Source organism: Microcystis sp. M20BS1 (genome assembly GCF_020245305.1).
Classification (GTDB): Bacteria; Cyanobacteriota; Cyanobacteriia; order Cyanobacteriales; family Microcystaceae; genus Microcystis; species Microcystis ichthyoblabe_A.
This window is the reverse complement of sequence record NZ_JADBUZ010000250.1, coordinates 1-19,480: the sequence shown is the minus strand read 5'-3', so window position 1 is coordinate 19,480 and position 19,480 is coordinate 1. Positions and strand designations below refer to the sequence as shown.

The window sequence follows — 19,480 nt, the reverse complement described above, 5'->3', positions numbered from 1 at the left end:
AAAGAAAGTTAGTGACTTTCTGAAAACATTCACGATCCCTTTGTAACATTAGGTATCCCTTGTGGATATATATTGACATGGGAATGTTGTATTGATTTAAAAAGCCTTTGCCAGTTGATTAAAATTTCATTAGCGTTTCCGTCCTGATTTTTTTGTAACCCAAGTATCACTTCAACAGTTCCTTGATAATTAGCTTGAGATATACTCTGGTGGTTAAGTTTACTTAAAATATTTTTTAAAGTAGCCCAAACTGAACTTACTCTAATAATTTCTATTAATGTATCTCCTTTATGAATTACTATTACAAGTTCATAGTTATCCTTTCGATTTTCTGAGCATAAAGATTCCCACTGGCTTGTTTTTAAGCGAATGATAGGATTGTTATAACTTATAGTTTTGACTTCACTGTAAATATTTTTACCTTTTGAATCTTTACACAAAAAATCATATCCTAAAGCTAAATAATCACTTTGTTTTTCAGCAAAATAACCTAGTAATTTATACATTCTTTTTGCTTTTCTCTCACCCCATTCTCCCCAATACTCTTTATTCTCACCTGTACCACCAGGAGAATAAACAAATCTAGAGTTATTAGATATATTTTTTTGATTTAGTGGTTCTTGGATATTTTCTGGAGGGGGCGTAAATTTTTCTTCTTCAGTAATATCCCCAATATCATAACCATTTTCTAGTAAGTATTCTTTGATGTCTTCAATCTCATCATCTAGTAACTGTAACATTAATTGCTCTGTAATTTTCACTTTATCTAACTTCAAAGCATCAAGTAAATATTTACCCAAATTAACATTTTTAATACTATTCCACTTCCTTACATAATAAATAGAATTATTATCTTTATCATAGTAATTATGTAAAGACTCTTTATAGTCTATTAAACTACACATCATGAGAATTTTATGAGGATTATAAAATCGAATGTTATCTACTTTCTCTTTAATTTGCTCCTCTATTAAAATATTACGTTTTCCAGTAAGTAATATACCTATGAATATAGACCTTGCTTTAATTAAACCAGGTAGATAGTTATCAATTTCACTTTTATCCAAATTAATATCCATATCCTCAATAGTGATTTTTTTAACTCTTAAAATATCAAGTATTGTTTCAAATTGAGAACAATTTACACCAGAATCAGCAAATTTTACTAAACTAGAGTTGCGCTTAGGAGGTAATTTCAATGATGTACTAAAATAGAATAAATCATTAATAAAACGAAATTTACCATCATAAGTTAGTAATTTTCCACTATTTATCCAAGTTTTAATTTTTTCTTTATCTTCTTCATTTATTCCTTGTATAATACATCTTAAAAAATGTTCAAAGACTTGATTTAGTCGTCTATCATGTTTGTTGGTATGCTCAGTATATTTTTCAGCAATATCATCTAAGATAGTTAAACAACTTTCTACATTAAGCTCTCGCTTCACACCAATAAAATCTTCTACTTCTTCTTTCAAGCTACATATACATACATTGTAGCAATCTCCTACGAGTTCTCTGATTCGATTAGAGTATATACCCTCAGATGACTTATGGCATTTTTCATCAAAGCAAGGAATTGAGTAGTTATGTTTTACTGAAACTTGAAAATAGGAAATTACTTCTACTGGAATATTATTTCTCCATACTTTTGATTGCTGTCCTAAATTTAATCTATCCCAATTATCATTTATATACCTCCATATTTTCTGAGAAAATCTAAAATTATTAAAGTACAGATAATGGGGGTAATAAATAAAATTTTGAAAAAAGTGTTTTTGCTCATTAGAATCAAGTCCAATAACTCCTAAGTATTCTTTTTCAAATTGCGTTGAAAATTGAATTTCTCGCTTATCATTATATATCCAAAATCTGACTTTCTCTTCTACTCCTATATTTATAAAAAATTCCTTCCATTGCTCTTTATTAGATGATTCATGTTCGGAATATTTAGAACTAACAAATTGATAAAAATCAGTATCTTCATAGAAAGTTTCTAAATTTTGCTGGGGATTATAGTAATTTGATAAGTAACACTTTTTAGCTAGTGCTAAATTATTGTTTCTGACCAAAAGTTTTAATCCACATAATTTCTGAAAGTCTTCTTGAGTTAAATAGGTACGATATGTAAATATTTTTCTGCATATATCAACAGCATTTTCAGATGTTATAATCTCTGGGTTATTGAGGACTTGATAAATTTTCTCTCTAATTAAATCAACACCCTTTAAGTCAGATACTCCTAAGACACCAGTAAAAAACCTTTTCCATTCAATAATATAATCTCCTTCTTGATAATATTTATTACTGATTAAATTAGGTAATGATACCTCTAATAGTGATATATCTTCCAACTCTTCATTTGTATAAAACTCAGATAAGTTACATTGACTTGCTACTTCTAATCCATTGTTAGTTAATAAAGGTAATTTATGAAGTGATTCAATATCCTCATTACTCAATGATAATGTTTTCCAAACATTAAAAATATATCTGGTAATATTAATGGTATTGGAATCATTAATTGCATTATTGGTAATCATAGGAATTATTGTGTTAGATATAATATCTAATCCATTAGGATCTTTAACACCTATAAATAAGAAAAAATCTTTCCAATTACTAACTGTAGCTGGAGTTTCACAATAATTATGAATAACAAACTTAAAATTTTCAATACCAATTAAATTTGCTACTTCCTCTGTTGGATATTGAGGTTTATAAAAATCGGATAAATAAAAATTACAAGCACAATCAAGATAATATTTATTATCCTTTGGATTACGATAAATTAATTGTAATTCATTTAATTTTTGACATTGTTCAGAATTCAGTTGAGAATAATATTTAAAAATAAATCTGACATAATTTATACAGTTATCTAAGGATAATTCTACATCTGGTTTGTATTTAGCTTGATTTATTCTTTCTTTCAATATTTCGTAACCATTAAAAATCTTAATTCTTAAATTATTTTTTGCCCATGCAAAGAGTTCTTGGTCTTGTCTAAGTTTTTCGTCTATATCAGGATGTATAAAATAAAAAATATCGAAATTTAATATTTCTTTTATTTCTTTCTCTGATTCAATAATTTGGAAATATAATAGATCAGGACTAGCCAAATTACTATTTTCATCCAAAATAAATTTTATAGAAAGTAATTCTCTATTAGATAAGTTTTTTGTTTTTAAATGAGCTAATACTTGAAAAATAAGCTGCGGGTTGCTTTTAACAATATTTTGGTAATGTATGGACTTCAAAAAACTACCAAGGGATTTTACATCAAAAATTTTAACACCAAAATTCTTTAGTTTTGTTTTATTGAGTAATGAATTACTTATAAAGTATCGTTTAGAATCAAAAGATGTTCTTACAGTTTCAACTGGTATTATTTTAGTAATTTCTGTCTCATCTAAAATAGAATTATTTACAGTTAATAATTTATTATCTTGTTCTGAAGGAATAAAAGCAATTAATTCTAGAGCTTGATCAAATTCTTGATTAAATGAGATAAAAGTTTCACTTTTAGCTAAGTTCAAAGAAAATTTAGATGGTAAAATATTAGTAACTTGGTTTCTATATTCTGTCTTTTTAGCAACTTCAGCTATCCATGTTAACGAGTAATAAGCTATATTAGCAAAAAGAAATATATTCCAAGGATTATCATGATGAATTTCTTGTCGGTTAGCTGTAGTTAGAAAATCAGCATTAACTAAAAAAGGTAATTTATATTCTTTTACATTGGTTGGTAAATATGTAAATAAAACAGAATCTTCTTCATTGACAGCAACCAGTTTATTATCTATAAGTTGAGCAGCAAAGGTAATTTTCGAGCGTTCAATTAATTTTAGTTTATCAGGTATTTTTTTATCGCTTTCCATTTTGTCTTTAACTTGTTTAGGCACATTAAAATCAAAATCCTGTACTAACCAATAAGTAATTTGGTTATTTCTACATATTTTGTATTTTCCTCCTTGCTTTTCTTTGGTGATGGAGACATCAACTATGTTGATATTATTTAAGCCTATAACATTTATATTTTGAACATGACGTAAAAATAAAATTAATCTAGGATCTTGAAATAATTTTTCTAACTTTGTTTTATATTCTTTAATTTTAGCTTGTCCCACATAAATAGCAGTTGCAACAGGAAAAGTAAAAAATTGTTGATACTGCTGAATTTCTACAGGATATTCTTTTTTATCTATCCAAATAGGTTTGATTTGCCAAGGAGTTTTCTCAAGGTTTTTATGTCTTTTGTCATTTCTATCAAATTTGAATGAAAAATTACCAGAATTAATATATACACATTCTGAATCCGCAAATACAGATTTAAACCCTATACCTTTATAACCTGTTTGCTCAGAATTATTGACTTTTGTACTTTTGGATATACTCGATATAGCGTCTACATTAGTGCTATCAAAAGGCTTACCATTATGCAAAATCAAAAAATGTTCGCGGAGAATGACAAATAGTACGTTTACTTGACCAGTTTCATTAGGTATATCATCAGCATTTTGCAAGAGTTCAAAGATAAATCGTTCTGTTTCTGTATACAAATCACCTGTAAGTCTTGTTAAAGCATTAGCAAGGTTTTCAGCATCTCTTTCAGACTGACCTGTTTCATTGAATATTTTCTCAATTAGTTGTTTAGGATTTTGCATAATTCTTTATTCGCAGGGAAATTTGGTCATTATTGTTACCTAATAAATCCAGTTCTAAGCAATTACCGAGTATATCGGTTACTCATTGATGATTTTATTGGGTAATATTGCCGTATCTATTTAGCATATCACTTTTTTATCAACTAACAACAATCAAAAATCTGACAGGGGGACAAGAAGGCTGAAATCCATATATCATAAGCTTTTCATGGTTTTAGATCGAAAAAGTCCGCCGCACCATCTCTCACTTATTAATAATAATTCCTAGTAAGCTCGCTCCTATTCCTAATTCTTTCGTTAGCTTTTTGCCTAGAATCGCTAGATCTATTTCTAGAATTTCTGGACTATTTTGTAATAATTCCTTGGTTCTTCGGTTTGTGTTATGCAATGGACTGGGATTATAAAGGATGGAACTCTTATGTAGAAAGGCATTTGGCGATTTTTGTCAATTGTTTTTTATCTAGAGCGAACTCATCAATTAAGTCTCTTGCCAGAGAAGGATTTAGTCGATTTATGCCCCCCTATCGAATCATACCAAGTAACGAAGAGCCATAATCCTTCATCTCTCAATCGTTTAATAATTTCCTCTGCGGATTCTCCTAGGTCAACAATTTTCGATAATACCTCTACCCAATTAATAATACTGATATAACACCCATTAATCAAGGCATTTTCTACAATTTCTGCTCCTGGTTCATCTCTAAGATAAGCTAAAAAGGCAGCAGCATCTAACACAGATTTATTCACTTAAATACTCCTGTCTGCGTTCTTGAATAAGTTCATCTACTAAATTTCTATCAGGTGATTTATCTTTTAATAAACCTCTTAATTTTTTAACTTGGTTTTTGAGACTAACTAATTGTAATATACCATTATCTTCCAGAGTTAAAATTAATCTATATCCAGATTCTAAATTAAGAATTTGTTGGATTTCTTGCGGTAAAGTTAAACGTCCTTCTGGTTCAATATCAAGTATGTATTGTTGAGAAAGTGATGAATTAGCAACTGTCATAACTTTATATTTCCTCGTTTTCTACCTATTTCTAGTTTAGCAAAATTCTCAAAGTTAATCCTGTAGGGTGGGTTAATGAAATGTAACGCAAACAGTAAGTTTTTAAAAGACTCACGCCCGAATCACAGTAATTCTATATTGATTTTCCGTCACCAACACCTCAGTTGATAACCTTTCTTCCATAGGTAAAGCATTTTTCCGCCTATCAAAGATAAATAACCAACCAAAATCTAAACCCAAACATCCTAAATAAGATTCTAATTGTTCAATTTCATCAGCTTGCGGATCGCGCTTTTTATCCCGCCATACTTTCAATTCAATCCCTAAAATTACATCTTTATAACGCAGACATAAATCCATTCTATCGCTACCAATTGCATATTCCCTTTCTAAAACTCCCCCACCATTAACCACACGATGTAAAAAAGCCATTAATACAATATGGGGGGCAATTTCATGGTAAGCATCACTACTTAATAATGGTTCGACCTGTTGTCGCCAAAACTTGAGAAATGCTGTTAATAAAGCATCTATATTTAATTCACCTTTTGCTGTCAACCAACTAGGACTAATTAAAGGTAAACTGTCCTGAGTTCCTTGGACTAAAACGCGGGGAATAACTTCACGATATATGGGGTTAGAAATAACTAATCCTCCCCTTGGATCACGTCTTAATAATCCTAAATCTATTAAATATTGCCTATCATCTGCCAGGGTATCGAGTAAGGTTTGCCCTGCTAAAATCGGTTCAATAATGTTTTTAACTCGTTTTTCTCTGAGTCTTTCCGCTAAACTATCTAAATGAGTATCTTGACGAGCAATTAATATCTCCTTAGCTGTTAAAATATGTTTTTTAGTAATAGTAATACTTCTATCTTTTACCATTTTTTCTACAATTTCTTTAGCTAAAGCATTGACTAGCCAAGGTTGTCCTTGGGTTAAATCATAAGCTGTTTCTATTGCTTCTGATGTGAAAATTTGTCCAGTTGCTGCTGTATGTTGTTGATATAATTCTCCCACTTCTTCGAGATTAAAATTTCTCATAGTCAGAGAAGCAACTTTGATATTAAAAGGACTGGATGTATTTAATCTATCACTACCTCCCGATGCTACTTTATAATCTCTCACATCTCGTAAACCAATTAATCCTACTGACGAGGGAAAATTTTCTGGACGTTTAGGAAAACCATCTCTTAACTGTCGTAAAATAGAAATTAATGTTTGGTCTTGTAAAGAGTCAATTTCATCTATAAATAATACTATGGGACGATTGATAGCTTTTGCCCAACCTCTTAAAAAAGCCTTAATTCTGCTTCCTGGTTCTTCCTGTTGCCATTGTTTAGCAGCTGGTTGTAATTCTTCTGGTAAACTATCCTCAATTGTATTATACCATGCCCCTAAAATTGCTAATTCTGCGGCAGTAGGATCATGATTAAATGCACTTCCTACTTCTACAGATACCATGACTGCGGCATAATTTCCAGTATCAGTCAATTGTTTTGCTAGGGATAACATAGCGGTGGTTTTCCCCGTTTGTCGTGGTGCGTGAAGGACAAAATAACTACGTTGTTGAATTAGCTCCTCTAAATCTGGTAATCTGACTGTGGGAGAGAGCATATAGTGGATATCGTTGGAACAAGGACCTGCAATATTAAACTAGCGAGTCATAGAATTTTGGTAATAGGTGAACTCTTTAAGTTTAGACATTTTTTATGCTCCCGATACATTATTAAAACCACTAAATTTGCTAATGAGAGTTGGTTAATTCGGCAATTAATTGTTCAGGAGTGATAATTCGTGGTGTGACAATGGGGAAATCTTGAGGATTACGGGTAATAATTGCATCCAATTTATTAACTACCGCAGTAGAGTATTGAATAGAATCTTCAAAATCCTGAAAATTGGTTATGAAAGCCATTATAATTGCATCCTGATTTACTGTAGCAATTTGACAAAAAGTAATTAACTGCTTTAAATAAGTAAGCGTCCAATCTCGACCTCTTGCCTTACGGATAATATAATACAAATCACTAAAAGTTTAGGCGGAAATATAACCTGCAATTGTGCCTTTTTCAATTAGTGATAAAACTTGTTCACTTGCATTCCAAAAAGGTTCTCTTTCTAAGTCATTATCAATAATGATATTAGTATCTATCAGGATTTTCACAGGTTATATTTCTCCTTTAAATATTCATATTTAGCTTGATCTGGATCAAAGTCTGCCGGAATGGCAGAGGCATTTTCAAATAAACCCTGAAATGCTTTGATCCTAGATTTTCTTTTTGGTGTTTCTGGTGCTGGTTCAGTGGTTGGGGTTGTGGTATGATCAAGGGTGTCTGTGGCTGCCCAAACTACAATTTCCACATTTCCGGGGGGTAAATTCAATGGTTCGGTAATCAGCAAGTTACCAGATTGATCAATTTTTCCTTTGAGTTTGTATGCTTGCATGATGTTTTTTATGATACTCTGTTTTTATATCATATCATAGTCAACAAAATTCACGCTCTAAATTTGGGTTTAAATTATGATAACTACACTCATTGAACGAGAAGCAGAACCAATTTTAATTAGTGACTTAACCTGGAGAGAATTTAAAGCTGTTGAACAGCTAATTGATCGCCCAGGGTTAAAGTTATCTTTTTTAGATGGAGTTTTGGAGATTAGAAAAATGCCAGGGAAAAAACACGAAACTATCAAAGAACGTATTGGTGCTTTACTAGAAATTTATTTAGAATTTTTGGGATTAGATTTTACTCCTACTGGTTCTGTCACCTTAGAAAATGAATTTGAAAAGGTTAAAAGAGAAGGTGATAAATCCTATGAGTTGGGAGCCAATAGAAAACATCCTGATTTAGTGATTGAGGTGGTTGTTAGTAGTGGAGGAATTAATAAACTGGAAGCATACAAACGGTTACAAATCCCTGAAGTTTGGTTTTGGATGAATGATGAATTATTGTTTTATAGTTTAGGAAATGAGGGATATGAAGCTGTTAGTAAATCGCAACTTTTACCGAGTTTAGATGTAGGTTTATTGATGCGTTGTATTAATACAGAAAATCATGCTCAAGCACTGCGAGAATTTAGAGCAGGGATAAAAATTATTGAATCAACATAACAATAGAAAATGGTGATTTTTTCTGCCTATCTAAAGATTATGGGTTAACTTAAAAGTTGCAGAATGCCGACTCTCTTATTCTTTCTGTGATAAGTTTAATACTAAATCCAGTTATTAAAAACTGATTATTTATTCACCCTTTTGCCTGTTGCCTTTTGCCTGTCATCATAAGTAGTCTATACTCAACGGATTTAGTATCATTTCATCAACTCAATAACCAATCTAGATGCTCCTGTAAACATTGTTTGAGGTCGTAGCGTTGCTTGATAGTTTCCCTGGCATTTAAACGCAGATTTTGCCAACCCTGGGGATAATCTAACACTTCATCCACGCGATCGGCTATTTGTTGGGGAGAAAAGAAATCCACTAATAAACCATTTTCCCGATCAGTAATTAATTCTCGCACGGGGGGAGTATCGGAACCAATCACGACGCAACCCATGGCCATAGCCTCTAACATTGACCAGGACAGCACAAAAGGACGGGTAAGATAGATATGGGCCGCCGATGCCTGTAAAACCTGTTTATATTGACCGTAGGGCAGAGAACCGGTAAAATGCACCCGGGATAAATCCAAAGAAAGGCTTTCTAACATCAATTGTTTATAGGTTTTGCCGTCCGGTAGAGTTTTCCCATAAGCAACCCGATCCTCCCCGACAATCACGATATGACAGTTAGGCCGACGGGCTAAAATTAGGGAAACAGCCGTCATAAATTGGGGAAAACCGCGATAGGGTTCCATTCCCCGGGTTGCATAGGTGACAATCTCCTTAACACCGGATAAATCTAAACCTATCTCTGGAATCACTAACTGCACATCGGGACGGGGACAGAAATAGTCCGTATCGATGCCATCGTGTAAAACCGTCAGTTTCGAGTGAAATTCGGGGGGAAATTGTTGTTTTTGCCAGATAGTCGGCGATAAACCTCGATCGCAACTGACCAGATCGATCAGGATCGTCGCATTTTTAATTCTAATCCGGGCCTCGGCATCAGCATTAAGGGGATCCGCTGGATCAAAATCAGCATCGGAACCATGGGCATGATAAAACCATTCAAAATAGGCTAAAAACTTAGTTTTCGGGAAAATATCCTTGATAAATAGGCCCGGCCCCCAGCCAGAATGTGCATAGACAATATCGGGATAAAATCCTTGATTTTTCAGTTGTTGGCAAACACCATAAACCGCTTGACCTTGTAAAACCGCACTTTCAAGGGGACGGACATAATGATGGGTTTGGGGAGAAACAGCGCGACTTTCCTTGTAAATAAATTTTTTTACCCCCGCTATCTCTCCCTGCTGCCGGGTAGTGCCGAAAATCACTTGATTTCCGGGGTCTTGAGCCAAAACCGTGATTAAATGGCGAAATTGGGCGGGAAAATTGGAATGAAGGAATAAAAATTTCATCGCGGGTAAAGGTTTAGAAAAAGCGATCGCTAATCGTACATTGTCCCTGAAAACGGAGCAGATGATCGCATAATACCAAAGCCATCATCGCTTCCACCATCGGGACCGCTCGGGGTAAAACGCAAGGATCGTGTCTTCCTTTGGCTGCCAGGGTGGTTTCTTCCCCGCTGCGCGTCACGGTTTTTTGTTCTTTACCGATAGTCGCGGTCGGTTTAAAAGCGGTGCGGATAATAATATTTTCACCGTTACTGATTCCCCCTTGGATGCCCCCCGAACGATTGCTCGTGGTGCGAATTTCCCCGTTATCATCGATAAAATACTCGTCATTGTGTTCGCTGCCGGTTAAGAAGGTTCCCGCGAATCCCGATCCGATTTCAAATCCCTTACTCGCGGGTAAGGACATCATCCCCTTAGCTAAATCGGCTTCTAGCTTATCAAAAACGGGTTCTCCTAGACCTTTCGGCACATTTCTGGCTACACATTCCACCACACCGCCGATCGAGTCTTTATTCAGGCGAATTTGGTCGATCAGGGCGATCATTTTGGCGGCCGTTTCCCCGTTGGGACAACGCACTATATTACTTTCCACCTCGTCGAGGGTGACGGTGTTGGGGTCGATGATTGCCTCAATATCTTTAATTCGCTTCACATAACCGATAATCTCGACATTATAGACAGATTTAAGGATTTTTTTAGCGATCGCTCCTGCAGCCACCCGGCCGATGGTTTCCCGGGCCGAAGATCTGCCTCCTCCTTTCCAGTTGCGAATGCCGTATTTTGCTTCGTAGGTGGCATCCGCATGGGAAGGTCGGAATTTCTCGGCCATTTCGTTGTAATCTTGCGAACGAGCATCCTGATTCCGCACTAAAATAGCGATCGGTGTACCGAGGGTTTTGCCGTCAAAAACGCCCGAAATTATCTCACAAATGTCATTTTCTCGGCGCGGGGTCACGATTCTGCTTTGTCCCGGTTTGCGACGGTCTAAATCGATTTGAATCTCCTCTTCAGAAATTTCTAAGCACGGAGGACAACCATCGATAACCACTCCTACCCCACCCCCGTGAGATTCTCCAAAAGTGGAAACCCGAAATAGTCGTCCGAAAGTGTTACCCATAATCTCAATATCTACTAAGCCTCAAGCTTTTATTGTACCTGAGCGGTTATCAGTTATCAGTGATCAGTTATCAGTTATCAGTTATCAGATGTGAGTTTTTAGTGGACAGTCTTAAGTAGAAAATTGCCGTTTTCTTGTCACTGATGCCATTTTTCAAAAGTAATCGCAGAGATGGTTAATTTCCCTTACCCCCACAACCAAAGGGAGAGGGGAGTAAAATGCCGGCTCTCTTATTCTTTGTGTGATAAGTTTAACTTATATAAGACCGATCAATCTTTGTGTCCTTTGTGTTTTTGTGGTTCGTTCCATTTGCTCGCCAGCAGGAATGTATTTTAGAATACATTTTACCCACCAAACCCAAGAGAGTAAAATGCCTGCTACGAATAAAGGAAAATACTATGATTACTGTTTACTGATCACTGTTCACTGATAACTGAAAGGTCTCCTGTCTTCAGGTTAAGCTCCCAAAAAAAGGCTATTCTTTACCTTATATTCCTCGGCAGAAATTTGATGACTTCTTTGTTAGTTCACACATACCCTTCTCTTGTCAAGGGTATTTTAATTAAACGTTACAAACGCTTTTTTGCCGACATACAACTGGACAACGGAGAATTAATTACGGCCCATTGCGCTAATACCGGACCGATGACAGATGTATGCGTAGAGGGTCAACCGGTTTATCTTTCCCGTAGTGATAACCCGAAGCGAAAATTAGCTTATACCTGGGAGATGATTCAACTGGGGGAAACTTGGGTGGGAGTTAATACCAATCTTCCTAATCAGGTGGTGAAAAATGCCCTGTTGCAAGGGGTTTTTCCCGATTTGGTCAAAAATGACACCGAAGTGCGATCGGAAGTGGCCTACGGTCAAAATAACGGCAGTAGAATTGATTTTCTTTTGACCCATGAGGATAATTCCCTCACCTATATCGAGGTTAAAAATACCACTTGGAATCAGGGAGAAACGGCACTTTTTCCCGATACTGTCACCACGCGAGGACAGAAGCATTTACAGGAATTAATGGCTTTATTGCCGGCAGCGGAGGCGATTATGTTCTACTTTATTAATCGGGGTGATTGTGACCGGTTTGCTCCGGGGGATAGTAAAGATGCTAAATATGGGCAGTTATTGCGTCAAGCAGTGGCTAAAGGAGTCAAGGTTTTACCCTGTCGCTTCCAAGTGACACCCACGGGAATTTATTATTTAGGTTTAGCAGAATTGCAGCTGTGAAACCAGTGGTTTAGATCGAACAGCTTTTGACAAAATCCCCTGAACCGCAACTGACCTTGAAAAGCTTAGAGACACAGTTACCTGTGCCTCTAATGGGGATTTTTGTCGATACATATTTGAGGTAATTTGTCAAGGTTTTTGATAACTAATTCCGTGGCGCATTTTCTCTAATTTCTGTTGCACCTGAGCATCGAGAGAATGGAATAAAAAACGCCCTTTGGGACTTTGAGAAGAACTCTGGGATTTTCTCAGACGACGACCGGTTAAATCCACCTCGACTTCCAGACGTTGAGCGGAAATCCAGTGGGCCCCATAACCCATAACGGTCATTTTTTGGGCATTATCAGAGGTAGCGACGATAATCCGTCCGATAGCTGGGGCGCGATCGTGCCAAAAATCGGCACAGGTTTTCTCGATATAGGTGTCGGCGGTTTGAGCGTGGGCGGTAAAATAAACCGATAAATGGTTAGTGTAGCGTTCTTGGCTGCCGGGGGTATCTTGAAGGTAGGAATCGAAGACGATTTGGGTTTGATAACCCTGATGGTGGGTGTAACCGATTAGGGTTTCAATTAACTTGTCTCGCGCCGGTTCGAGACCGTGGCGATCGCTAATTTTTTTCAGGGACGGCCAAGAGCCGATGACGTTGTAGCCGTCAACCAGCAGAAGGGAACGATCAGAAGAATTAACCATGGCTTTGAGAGTAATTGGTGTAGCATTAAGGGCAGTTCTAAAAAACAGCGTCCTAATGATATTAACAAAAAATTTAAGATTCAACCGCCACACTTGCCAATAATCTCGCTTTTAATTCTAGGGGATTTCCCTGATCCGCTACCTTGCCACCCTCCAACAAAAATGCTCCATCGCTGTAATCCAATTCATCAAGGCGATGCGTCACCCAAAGGGCTGTAATCCCCCGGTTTTTGACCAAGTTCTGCACTTGAGAGACTAATTCTATTTGGGTATCCCCATCCAAAAGGGCAGTGGGTTCATCAAAGAGCAAAACCTCGCAATGACGAGCTAAAGCCCCCGCAATGGCGATTCTTTGCTTTTGTCCGCCACTGAGAGCATAGATCGGTCGTTTTTCCATTTCTAATAAATTCACCGCCCCTAGGGATTCCCGCACCCGCGCCCGAATTGCCGGCGTGGATAAACCCTCGGATACCAACCCAAAAGCCACATCTGCCCCCACTGTTGGCATAACTAACTGATGGTCGGGATTTTGAAAAACAAAACCGAGGGGGTTAGGTATCTCTATTTCCCCGCGACTAGGTTTTAATAATCCCGCTAAGAGCCGCAGCAGGGTTGATTTACCGCTGCCATTTGTCCCCAACAACATCCAAAATTCCCCTCTAGGAACTTGTAAAGAGCAGCCATTTAATACTGATTTCCCATTCGGCCAGCTAAAGCAGAGGTCTGTTACTTTTATAGTCATGAATTATCAGTTATCAGTTATCAGTTATCAGTTAAGCTAAGACTTATTTAGGGCTTGCTGAATAAATGTGAAATGTAGGCAAGATAGGGGTTTTGTGGCTTTTCTTGCTCCCACAGGTACAAGATTTTGAGAGAATCGTGCTTCCAAACCTTGCGTCTTCATCGGCCCGAGTCCTGTAGGGGCGAAGCATTCGGGCAATAACCTATCGATGAAACCGTAGATTTTCTATCCGAATGCTTCGCCCGTACTTTTTGCCGCAAACCCTATTTAAACCGCTTATTCTTAATGATCAGCCCAATCTCCTCCAATCCCTTTACTGTTGCCTCTTGCAAGAGTGCCTCTTGACTCGTCTCAACGAGCAATTTAAATTATGAACAGCTTATCAGTTATCAGTTTTGAGTTTTGAGTTTTCAGTGGAAAGTGTTATCTAGGCGGTTGCCGTTTTCTTGTCACTGATTACTGATTACTGCTCACTGATAACTGATTCAAGAACTATTCTGTGGCTAAGGTGACAAACCCCGGCACTCTACCGGTGGATGCAGCCCCGGATTTTTGTGACACAATCACCGCACTGATCTGATCGCTCAAAACCGCCACCTTTTTATCGGTTTGTTTTTCGCAGGTTAATTCTAATAATTCGGGATTAGGCGATCGCATGGCGTTAATAATTGTTTGATACAAAGAGTCTGCTCCTGCTTCTTCCTTGCGCTGCACGGAAATGGGGATGGGCGAAAGTTTCAGGGTAATATCGATCGAATACATAGTTTAGCGTTCCCTTCCAAAAAACAAGTCAAAAACCATTGTATAGCAGGGGTTGGGAAGTCAGAGATCAGAGGTGAGTTTTCAGTTCACTGATTGCTGTTCACTGTGGGGATAACCCTAGCATCATAACCGATTGACTTTCATTCAGTAGTCGGTGTGCAGAGACGTTGTTAGCTGGCAATCACTTGCTTCAATGAATGTGCATGGTGCGTTCCCCAAAAATCTATCGGTGCAGCAGTAGGATCCAGATTAGGGAACGCACCCTGCATCGATAGCGATCGCACTATGGAGCGCAGCGGAATTGCCGTCCGCTGCAGCGCATTGTTGGGAGTCCATAAGTCTTTTGATCAGAGCATTACTCATTAGAATTGCTTTTTGGTGATCATTTTGTGCAATACTAATTACTTCTTCAGCATCTTCATCACTGATCATTTCAAATTGTTTCTGGCTTGGACATAGGCTATCGTTCAAATCCCTTGGTTCAAACTTGTCTAATTCATCACCATAACTTCGTTTATTTATTTTTATTATTTCCTGTCCAATATCACTGAGCAAATACACAAATAATTTATTAATACATTGTTCTCCGAATTTATTTGGATAAAAGGAATGAAAGCAGGTAAAATTTATTGCTGTTGTGAAATTGCGTATTACTTTTAACCTGCCCCTGCTAAAGACGCCGAATAAAATTGGAGCCGGTTTTCTCTTTTCAATTTTGTACCAGGTGTTCCTTGTTTTTGTAAGATACCTCCCATGGTATCCCAATTTTTCGCCTTCTTTTATGTAATTTCGTATTTCAGAGTTGTCGTGATCTTTTACATCTAAACAATGGACTGGCTTATCCTCATTGTATAGTATATTAAAATCATGCTCAGTAAATACTGCTTTGCGGATTTGAGAGCTTTTTGTAATACACTTACAAATATTATTATCACTCAACTTCCGTTGCTCAATTTTTGATTTTTTTAACGCAAAAAATTCATTTGCGCCAGTAGCAATACCTCTCGTAAACGTACCGTATAGGGACAACTTACAGAAGCCATTTGGAGATACTTGTTCAGTGAACAATGATGAAATGATAGGTGTCCACTTTTGGTTGTATGGTAAATTCGATGGTTCGATTTCCCACTGATAGAATTTACTAATATCAGATATTTTATCTATTTCATCACTTTTTTTGATCTGTAAAATTTTAATGGTTTCTTTTTTTCCGTCATTTTTACAAAGAAGCACACAAACGGTTGTCGTTGCCTCTGGGAAAATTTCTTTTTCATTGGCAAAGATTATTATTTGCTTCAATAAATGATTTTCAAGGAGACTTTTTTTGATTTCTTTTCCGTAGCCAGTATTAAAAAACTCAAAAGGCATAATATACGCCAAGTTACCATTGATTTTAAGTTCTCTTAAAGACTTGACAAGGAATACGGAAGAGATATTAGAGTAACCGATAAGTTTCTTACCTATTTTTTCTTCAATTTTTGGTAATATATCATGACGCTTAAGAAATTTCTGAAATCGCATATATGGTGGATTACAAATGATACCGTCAAATTTTTCAGTTTCAGCTTCGAGGTAATCACTATTGATAACTCTCAAATAAGGACTGTCACCATTACGATTGAGAAACTCAAATATATTTCTATCAATCTCATATCCAATGAAATGTACTTGATTACCTGAAGGTATTTTTATTGCTTCATCATAAAAAACGCCTAAGCCAAACGCTGGGTCTAATACTGTTTCTGGATTATCTTTTAAAACCCACTGTACCATGAGGCGAGCAACGCACATAGGTGTAAAAAACTGACCGTAATCCTTCCTATGATTAAGTGGAGTTTCAGCTATATATTTTAACTCACGCATTAATAACATCCCTTAGAAATATTTTATTATCAAGGTATCCCTTGCCGCCTGCAAAAGTCACATAAAAAAGCAGACGACCCCTGTCTAATTCTTTCAGAGCCGATTTATGTTCAGGCATATCAATTTTTCCAAGGACTTCTTTCCCAATTTGCACATTGATCTTGATCGTAGTTTTACCTTGATTTTTTACATCTCTTTCTATTGAAAAATTATTTCCATCATTGTTATCGTTTGAGACCAGTGCCAAAATATCCTTGATTGTAAATTTTCTTAAATTGCTGCCTTATCTGGCATTATACCTGATCTGAATCTACTGCGAGACAATCGCTTGCGTTAAAACAAAATAAGGCGCGTTACATTTTATTAACGCACCCAAAAAGATCGGAGATCACACTCGTTGCAATGTGCTCCCTTACAACGCATTTCTAGAGATTTTACCCCTTGTGTAACCCATTAAGGAAGGGAGGAAGACCCTCCCTTTTTTCATTCCAAAGCCGCACAAAGACAAAGCTCACCATATGCTATCAAATCTTCTGTCTGTAGAAATTCTAAGAACTTGTCTAAAATTTTCTGGGTACGATCAATTACTTGTTTCTCTTCAAATTCGCTGTAACCAATGAGATCAGCTATTTCAGCAATTCTACTCGCATCTTTGTTTTTTCCTCCTCGCCTTTTACCGCTGTATATTTTCTTCTTATCTTCGAAGCGATAATCAGAAGCCCTAATATTTATACTAGCCTCAAGTAATATTTTGTTGCCTAAAGAATCAATATTCGTCTCCGATTTGAGTCCGTTTTCTATTTCTTGGCGCTTCTTCGAATAAATATGCTCTAAGTGGTAAATTTCCTTAACATCAAGAAGCTGTTGATTTGGAAATGTGAAGGCATACCATGTAATCAGGGAGCGAGTGATGCTCCTTTGATTAGTAAACACATAGTTTTCAAAGAATGAGCGTGTTTGCACATGGTTGAATTTGTACTTAGAAAAAGTTGCATCAGTACCATTTACAATGTTAACCATCTCATCATATATGGGGGTACGCAACGCATTTACGCCAGGGTTTGTAACAGCATAAGCAAATATGAAGGCTGTAATTCTATCTAAAAACTTGCTGAACTTTGTATCTTCCAACATCCCATCATCTGTTCTGTTCTGCAAAAAATACACTGATGTTATGTTCTGCCACATACTATTAGGTGCATAGTTTAACACAAAAAGCTTCTTAAGAATATTTTCAGAAAATCGGTTTTTGTCTTGGTTAAAAACGCTTTCCCAAAATAGGGCAAGAGCTTTTAGCTCGTCAATTGTATGGCGTTGTTTTAGATACTGATACTTATTGCGTTCATAAAATTTTCGCAGAGCTTCAGTTGTTGAGCTTTTGTTCCCTTCTTTAGCACGCAAAAAATACATATAACGTGCAAATAGCTCATCCATTGGTGTGCCAGTGATTGGTTTGAACACCGAGCCTGTTATTTCTTCAAGCCTTTTCCATTCAGAAATAAACTCATCTTTATTGCCGAGCGTGCTATAGTATTTGTAGAATTGAGCCTTGAATATGTCTGCATCTGATAGTGGTAGACCACGATCATTAAGCGTCGAAAAAATACGAAGAGCCGTGTCTTGTGACTCTGCTTCAATAGGCAGAAAGATACAATTACCTAAAGTACGAGCAGGTAAATAAGGGAACAAACCAGGAAATTCTTGCAAAAAATTGTCAATCTTTTTCTGAAAGAATTGATAGTTTAGGATATATTGACTCTTGGCACCTTGTTTAACTATTCCTGTACGTAGCAGTTCAAGTAATTCTTCTTTGTCATTATCTGTGGCGACATCCGAATCAATTTTTAGCGTATTCTTATCGGCTGTGCCGAAAGTATCCGTTTTCCAGATGCATTTCTCAATGCGATCACGAGTACGTATTGAGTTTGTATCCTGCATATTGGCGAACTTATCATAGAATGCTCGCAACATAAGCATTAGGGTTGTAAGCCGCTGCTGGCCATCAATAACCTCTGACTTACCATTTTCGTTTTTATAAGTAACAATAGAACCAAGAAAATACTCTTCATTCTCATCAAATGCTTCGTAGTTATTGTCAGGGAAAGAGAATAAAAAAATATCATCCCACAACGTTTGACATTGCTCTTCATTCCAAGCATAAGGACGCTGGTAGTCGGGTATGAGAAAATCAGCTTTTTTGTCTGACAATAGCTCAATAATCGTTTTTTGATCTACATTGAGTTTTGACATCTTATTCCCTATTGTTGAGAAGCCTAACTATTAATTATACTGCTCCCTGCGGTCGAGCAACCTCCTCTATTATAGTATCCCACTTCCATCGGTCTAACACCCCTTAATAGGACTTAATAGCGCACCGTGCGGTTTAATCACCTCAATTTGGGGATAATTACCGCACAGAGGTGTCCAGCATTCCACTAAAGACGTGAAGACGACAATACCAAGCAATTGAGGCGGCATATCTCCCCATCTCCCCAAACCCCCCCGCAACGCGCACGAAGTGGTCTCCTCCCGCAACGCCCAGCAAGTGGTCTCCCCGAAAAATTTTAGATTTTCTTAAGATCGACCCAAAAAACATTAGCCATTTTTTCCAATATAGTGTAAGTTAAGAAAAGTAAAGATTTCTCACAATTCTTCAACACATCTGCTGGCCTGCTCGGATAGATGGAGAAGAGAGCGCGGAATCTTAGCAATAATATACATTTTTCGGAGAAAACCCCCATGACCATTGCTGTCGGACGCGCCCCAGAAAGAGGGCTGTTTGATGCTCTCGATGACTGGCTCAAAAGAGACCGTTTCGTCTTCATCGGTTGGTCTGGTTTACTACTCTTCCCCTGCGCCTTCATGGCCCTAGGTGGA

Annotated in this window: 17 protein-coding genes and 2 pseudogenes; 4 read left to right on the top strand and 15 right to left on the bottom strand. The window is 36.8% G+C overall.

Going from position 1 to position 19,480, the window contains the following annotated elements; genetic code table 11:
* Positions 1-29: 29 nt before the first annotated feature.
* The 6 genes and pseudogenes from IM507_RS23285 to IM507_RS23255 form a co-directional block, all read right to left on the bottom strand.
* Positions 30-4,667: a sacsin N-terminal ATP-binding-like domain-containing protein gene (locus tag IM507_RS23285; RefSeq protein ID WP_123229924.1), complete on the bottom strand. Its 4,638-nt coding sequence runs from the start codon at positions 4,665-4,667 to the stop codon at positions 30-32.
* Between the two features lie 474 nt (positions 4,668-5,141).
* Positions 5,142-5,414 carry a PIN domain-containing protein gene (locus tag IM507_RS23280; RefSeq protein ID WP_008204591.1) on the bottom strand — a complete coding sequence of 91 codons (273 nt, stop codon included), beginning with the start codon at positions 5,412-5,414 and terminating at the stop codon, positions 5,142-5,144.
* Positions 5,407-5,679 (bottom strand): hypothetical protein, encoded by a 273-nt coding sequence (locus tag IM507_RS23275; RefSeq protein ID WP_002737947.1) that lies wholly within the window; start codon positions 5,677-5,679, stop codon positions 5,407-5,409. The genes IM507_RS23280 and IM507_RS23275 overlap by 8 nt, the downstream gene beginning before the upstream one ends.
* Before the next feature lie 111 nt (positions 5,680-5,790).
* The gene (locus tag IM507_RS23270) at positions 5,791-7,296 is read right to left on the bottom strand and encodes an AAA-like domain-containing protein (RefSeq protein WP_123229923.1); all 1,506 of its coding nucleotides are present in this window, start codon (positions 7,294-7,296) and stop codon (positions 5,791-5,793) included.
* Between the two features lie 130 nt (positions 7,297-7,426).
* Positions 7,427-7,846, bottom strand: a pseudogene (locus IM507_RS23625) (type II toxin-antitoxin system VapC family toxin).
* Complete coding sequence (locus tag IM507_RS23255) at positions 7,843-8,127, bottom strand: hypothetical protein (RefSeq protein WP_002736602.1); 285 nt, start codon at positions 8,125-8,127, stop codon at positions 7,843-7,845. The pseudogene IM507_RS23625 and the gene IM507_RS23255 overlap by 4 nt, the downstream one beginning before the upstream one ends.
* Before the next feature lie 76 nt (positions 8,128-8,203).
* On the opposite strand from IM507_RS23255, the gene IM507_RS23250 reads away from it, so the two are divergent.
* Complete coding sequence (locus IM507_RS23250; protein WP_002755005.1) at positions 8,204-8,794, top strand: Uma2 family endonuclease; 591 nt, start codon at positions 8,204-8,206, stop codon at positions 8,792-8,794.
* A 205-nt stretch (positions 8,795-8,999) separates the two neighbouring features.
* On the opposite strand, the gene IM507_RS23245 is transcribed toward IM507_RS23250, so the two are convergent.
* A complete protein-coding gene (locus IM507_RS23245; protein WP_123229922.1) occupies positions 9,000-10,202 on the bottom strand; it encodes a glycosyltransferase family 4 protein in 1,203 nt (400 codons plus the stop codon).
* 13 nt (positions 10,203-10,215) lie between these two features.
* Positions 10,216-11,316, bottom strand: coding sequence for a chorismate synthase (gene aroC / locus IM507_RS23240; protein ID WP_190538013.1), 1,101 nt, complete (start codon positions 11,314-11,316; stop codon positions 10,216-10,218).
* Positions 11,317-11,557: 241 nt separating this feature from the next.
* Between aroC and IM507_RS23235 the strand changes: the two genes are divergently transcribed.
* Positions 11,558-11,746, top strand: a complete 189-nt coding sequence (locus IM507_RS23235) for a hypothetical protein (protein WP_232306221.1) — start codon at positions 11,558-11,560, stop codon at positions 11,744-11,746.
* Between the two features lie 80 nt (positions 11,747-11,826).
* Entirely contained in the window at positions 11,827-12,546 is a 720-nt protein-coding gene (gene sfsA, locus IM507_RS23230; RefSeq protein ID WP_002737764.1) for a DNA/RNA nuclease SfsA, read from the top strand.
* A 129-nt stretch (positions 12,547-12,675) separates the two neighbouring features.
* Here the strand turns inward: sfsA and IM507_RS23225 are convergent, their stop codons facing one another.
* The 7 genes from IM507_RS23225 to IM507_RS23195 all read right to left on the bottom strand — a co-directional run bounded on the left by IM507_RS23225 (position 12,676) and on the right by IM507_RS23195 (position 19,081).
* Positions 12,676-13,236 (bottom strand): NYN domain-containing protein, encoded by a 561-nt coding sequence (locus IM507_RS23225; RefSeq protein ID WP_002737296.1) that lies wholly within the window; start codon positions 13,234-13,236, stop codon positions 12,676-12,678.
* Positions 13,237-13,309: 73 nt separating this feature from the next.
* Entirely contained in the window at positions 13,310-13,978 is a 669-nt protein-coding gene (locus tag IM507_RS23220; RefSeq protein ID WP_042790790.1) for an energy-coupling factor ABC transporter ATP-binding protein, read from the bottom strand.
* A gap of 492 nt (positions 13,979-14,470) precedes the next feature.
* Positions 14,471-14,740 (bottom strand): hypothetical protein, encoded by a 270-nt coding sequence (locus IM507_RS23215; protein WP_123229920.1) that lies wholly within the window; start codon positions 14,738-14,740, stop codon positions 14,471-14,473.
* Between the two features lie 249 nt (positions 14,741-14,989).
* Positions 14,990-16,603: an HsdM family class I SAM-dependent methyltransferase gene (locus IM507_RS23210; protein WP_287637816.1), complete on the bottom strand. Its 1,614-nt coding sequence runs from the start codon at positions 16,601-16,603 to the stop codon at positions 14,990-14,992.
* On the bottom strand, positions 16,596-16,853 hold the full coding sequence (locus IM507_RS23205; RefSeq protein WP_465246300.1) for an AccI family restriction endonuclease: 258 nt from the start codon (positions 16,851-16,853) through the stop codon (positions 16,596-16,598). Before IM507_RS23205 ends, IM507_RS23210 begins: the two co-directional genes overlap by 8 nt.
* Before the next feature lie 233 nt (positions 16,854-17,086).
* On the bottom strand, positions 17,087-18,853 hold the full coding sequence (locus IM507_RS23200) for a DUF262 domain-containing protein (RefSeq protein WP_271937562.1): 1,767 nt from the start codon (positions 18,851-18,853) through the stop codon (positions 17,087-17,089).
* 93 nt (positions 18,854-18,946) lie between these two features.
* The gene (locus IM507_RS23195) at positions 18,947-19,081 is read right to left on the bottom strand and encodes a hypothetical protein (protein WP_271937564.1); all 135 of its coding nucleotides are present in this window, start codon (positions 19,079-19,081) and stop codon (positions 18,947-18,949) included.
* A gap of 261 nt (positions 19,082-19,342) precedes the next feature.
* Between IM507_RS23195 and IM507_RS23190 the strand changes: the two are divergent.
* Positions 19,343-19,480, top strand: a pseudogene (locus IM507_RS23190) (photosystem II D2 protein (photosystem q(a) protein)); the annotation flags it as partial.

Coding starts and splice junctions, on each gene's coding strand:
- IM507_RS23285 (WP_123229924.1), bottom strand. CDS start 4,667: ATGCAAAATCCTAAACAACTAATTGAGAAAATATTCAATGAAACAGGT.
- IM507_RS23275 (WP_002737947.1), bottom strand. CDS start 5,679: ATGACAGTTGCTAATTCATCACTTTCTCAACAATACATACTTGATATT.
- IM507_RS23270 (WP_123229923.1), bottom strand. CDS start 7,296: ATGCTCTCTCCCACAGTCAGATTACCAGATTTAGAGGAGCTAATTCAA.
- IM507_RS23255 (WP_002736602.1), bottom strand. CDS start 8,127: ATGCAAGCATACAAACTCAAAGGAAAAATTGATCAATCTGGTAACTTG.
- IM507_RS23250 (WP_002755005.1), top strand. CDS start 8,204: ATGATAACTACACTCATTGAACGAGAAGCAGAACCAATTTTAATTAGT.
- IM507_RS23245 (WP_123229922.1), bottom strand. CDS start 10,202: ATGAAATTTTTATTCCTTCATTCCAATTTTCCCGCCCAATTTCGCCAT.
- aroC (WP_190538013.1), bottom strand. CDS start 11,316: ATGGGTAACACTTTCGGACGACTATTTCGGGTTTCCACTTTTGGAGAA.
- sfsA (WP_002737764.1), top strand. CDS start 11,827: ATGACTTCTTTGTTAGTTCACACATACCCTTCTCTTGTCAAGGGTATT.
- IM507_RS23225 (WP_002737296.1), bottom strand. CDS start 13,236: ATGGTTAATTCTTCTGATCGTTCCCTTCTGCTGGTTGACGGCTACAAC.
- IM507_RS23220 (WP_042790790.1), bottom strand. CDS start 13,978: ATGACTATAAAAGTAACAGACCTCTGCTTTAGCTGGCCGAATGGGAAA.
- IM507_RS23215 (WP_123229920.1), bottom strand. CDS start 14,740: ATGTATTCGATCGATATTACCCTGAAACTTTCGCCCATCCCCATTTCC.
- IM507_RS23210 (WP_287637816.1), bottom strand. CDS start 16,603: ATGCGTGAGTTAAAATATATAGCTGAAACTCCACTTAATCATAGGAAG.
- IM507_RS23200 (WP_271937562.1), bottom strand. CDS start 18,853: ATGTCAAAACTCAATGTAGATCAAAAAACGATTATTGAGCTATTGTCA.
- IM507_RS23195 (WP_271937564.1), bottom strand. CDS start 19,081: ATGCCGCCTCAATTGCTTGGTATTGTCGTCTTCACGTCTTTAGTGGAA.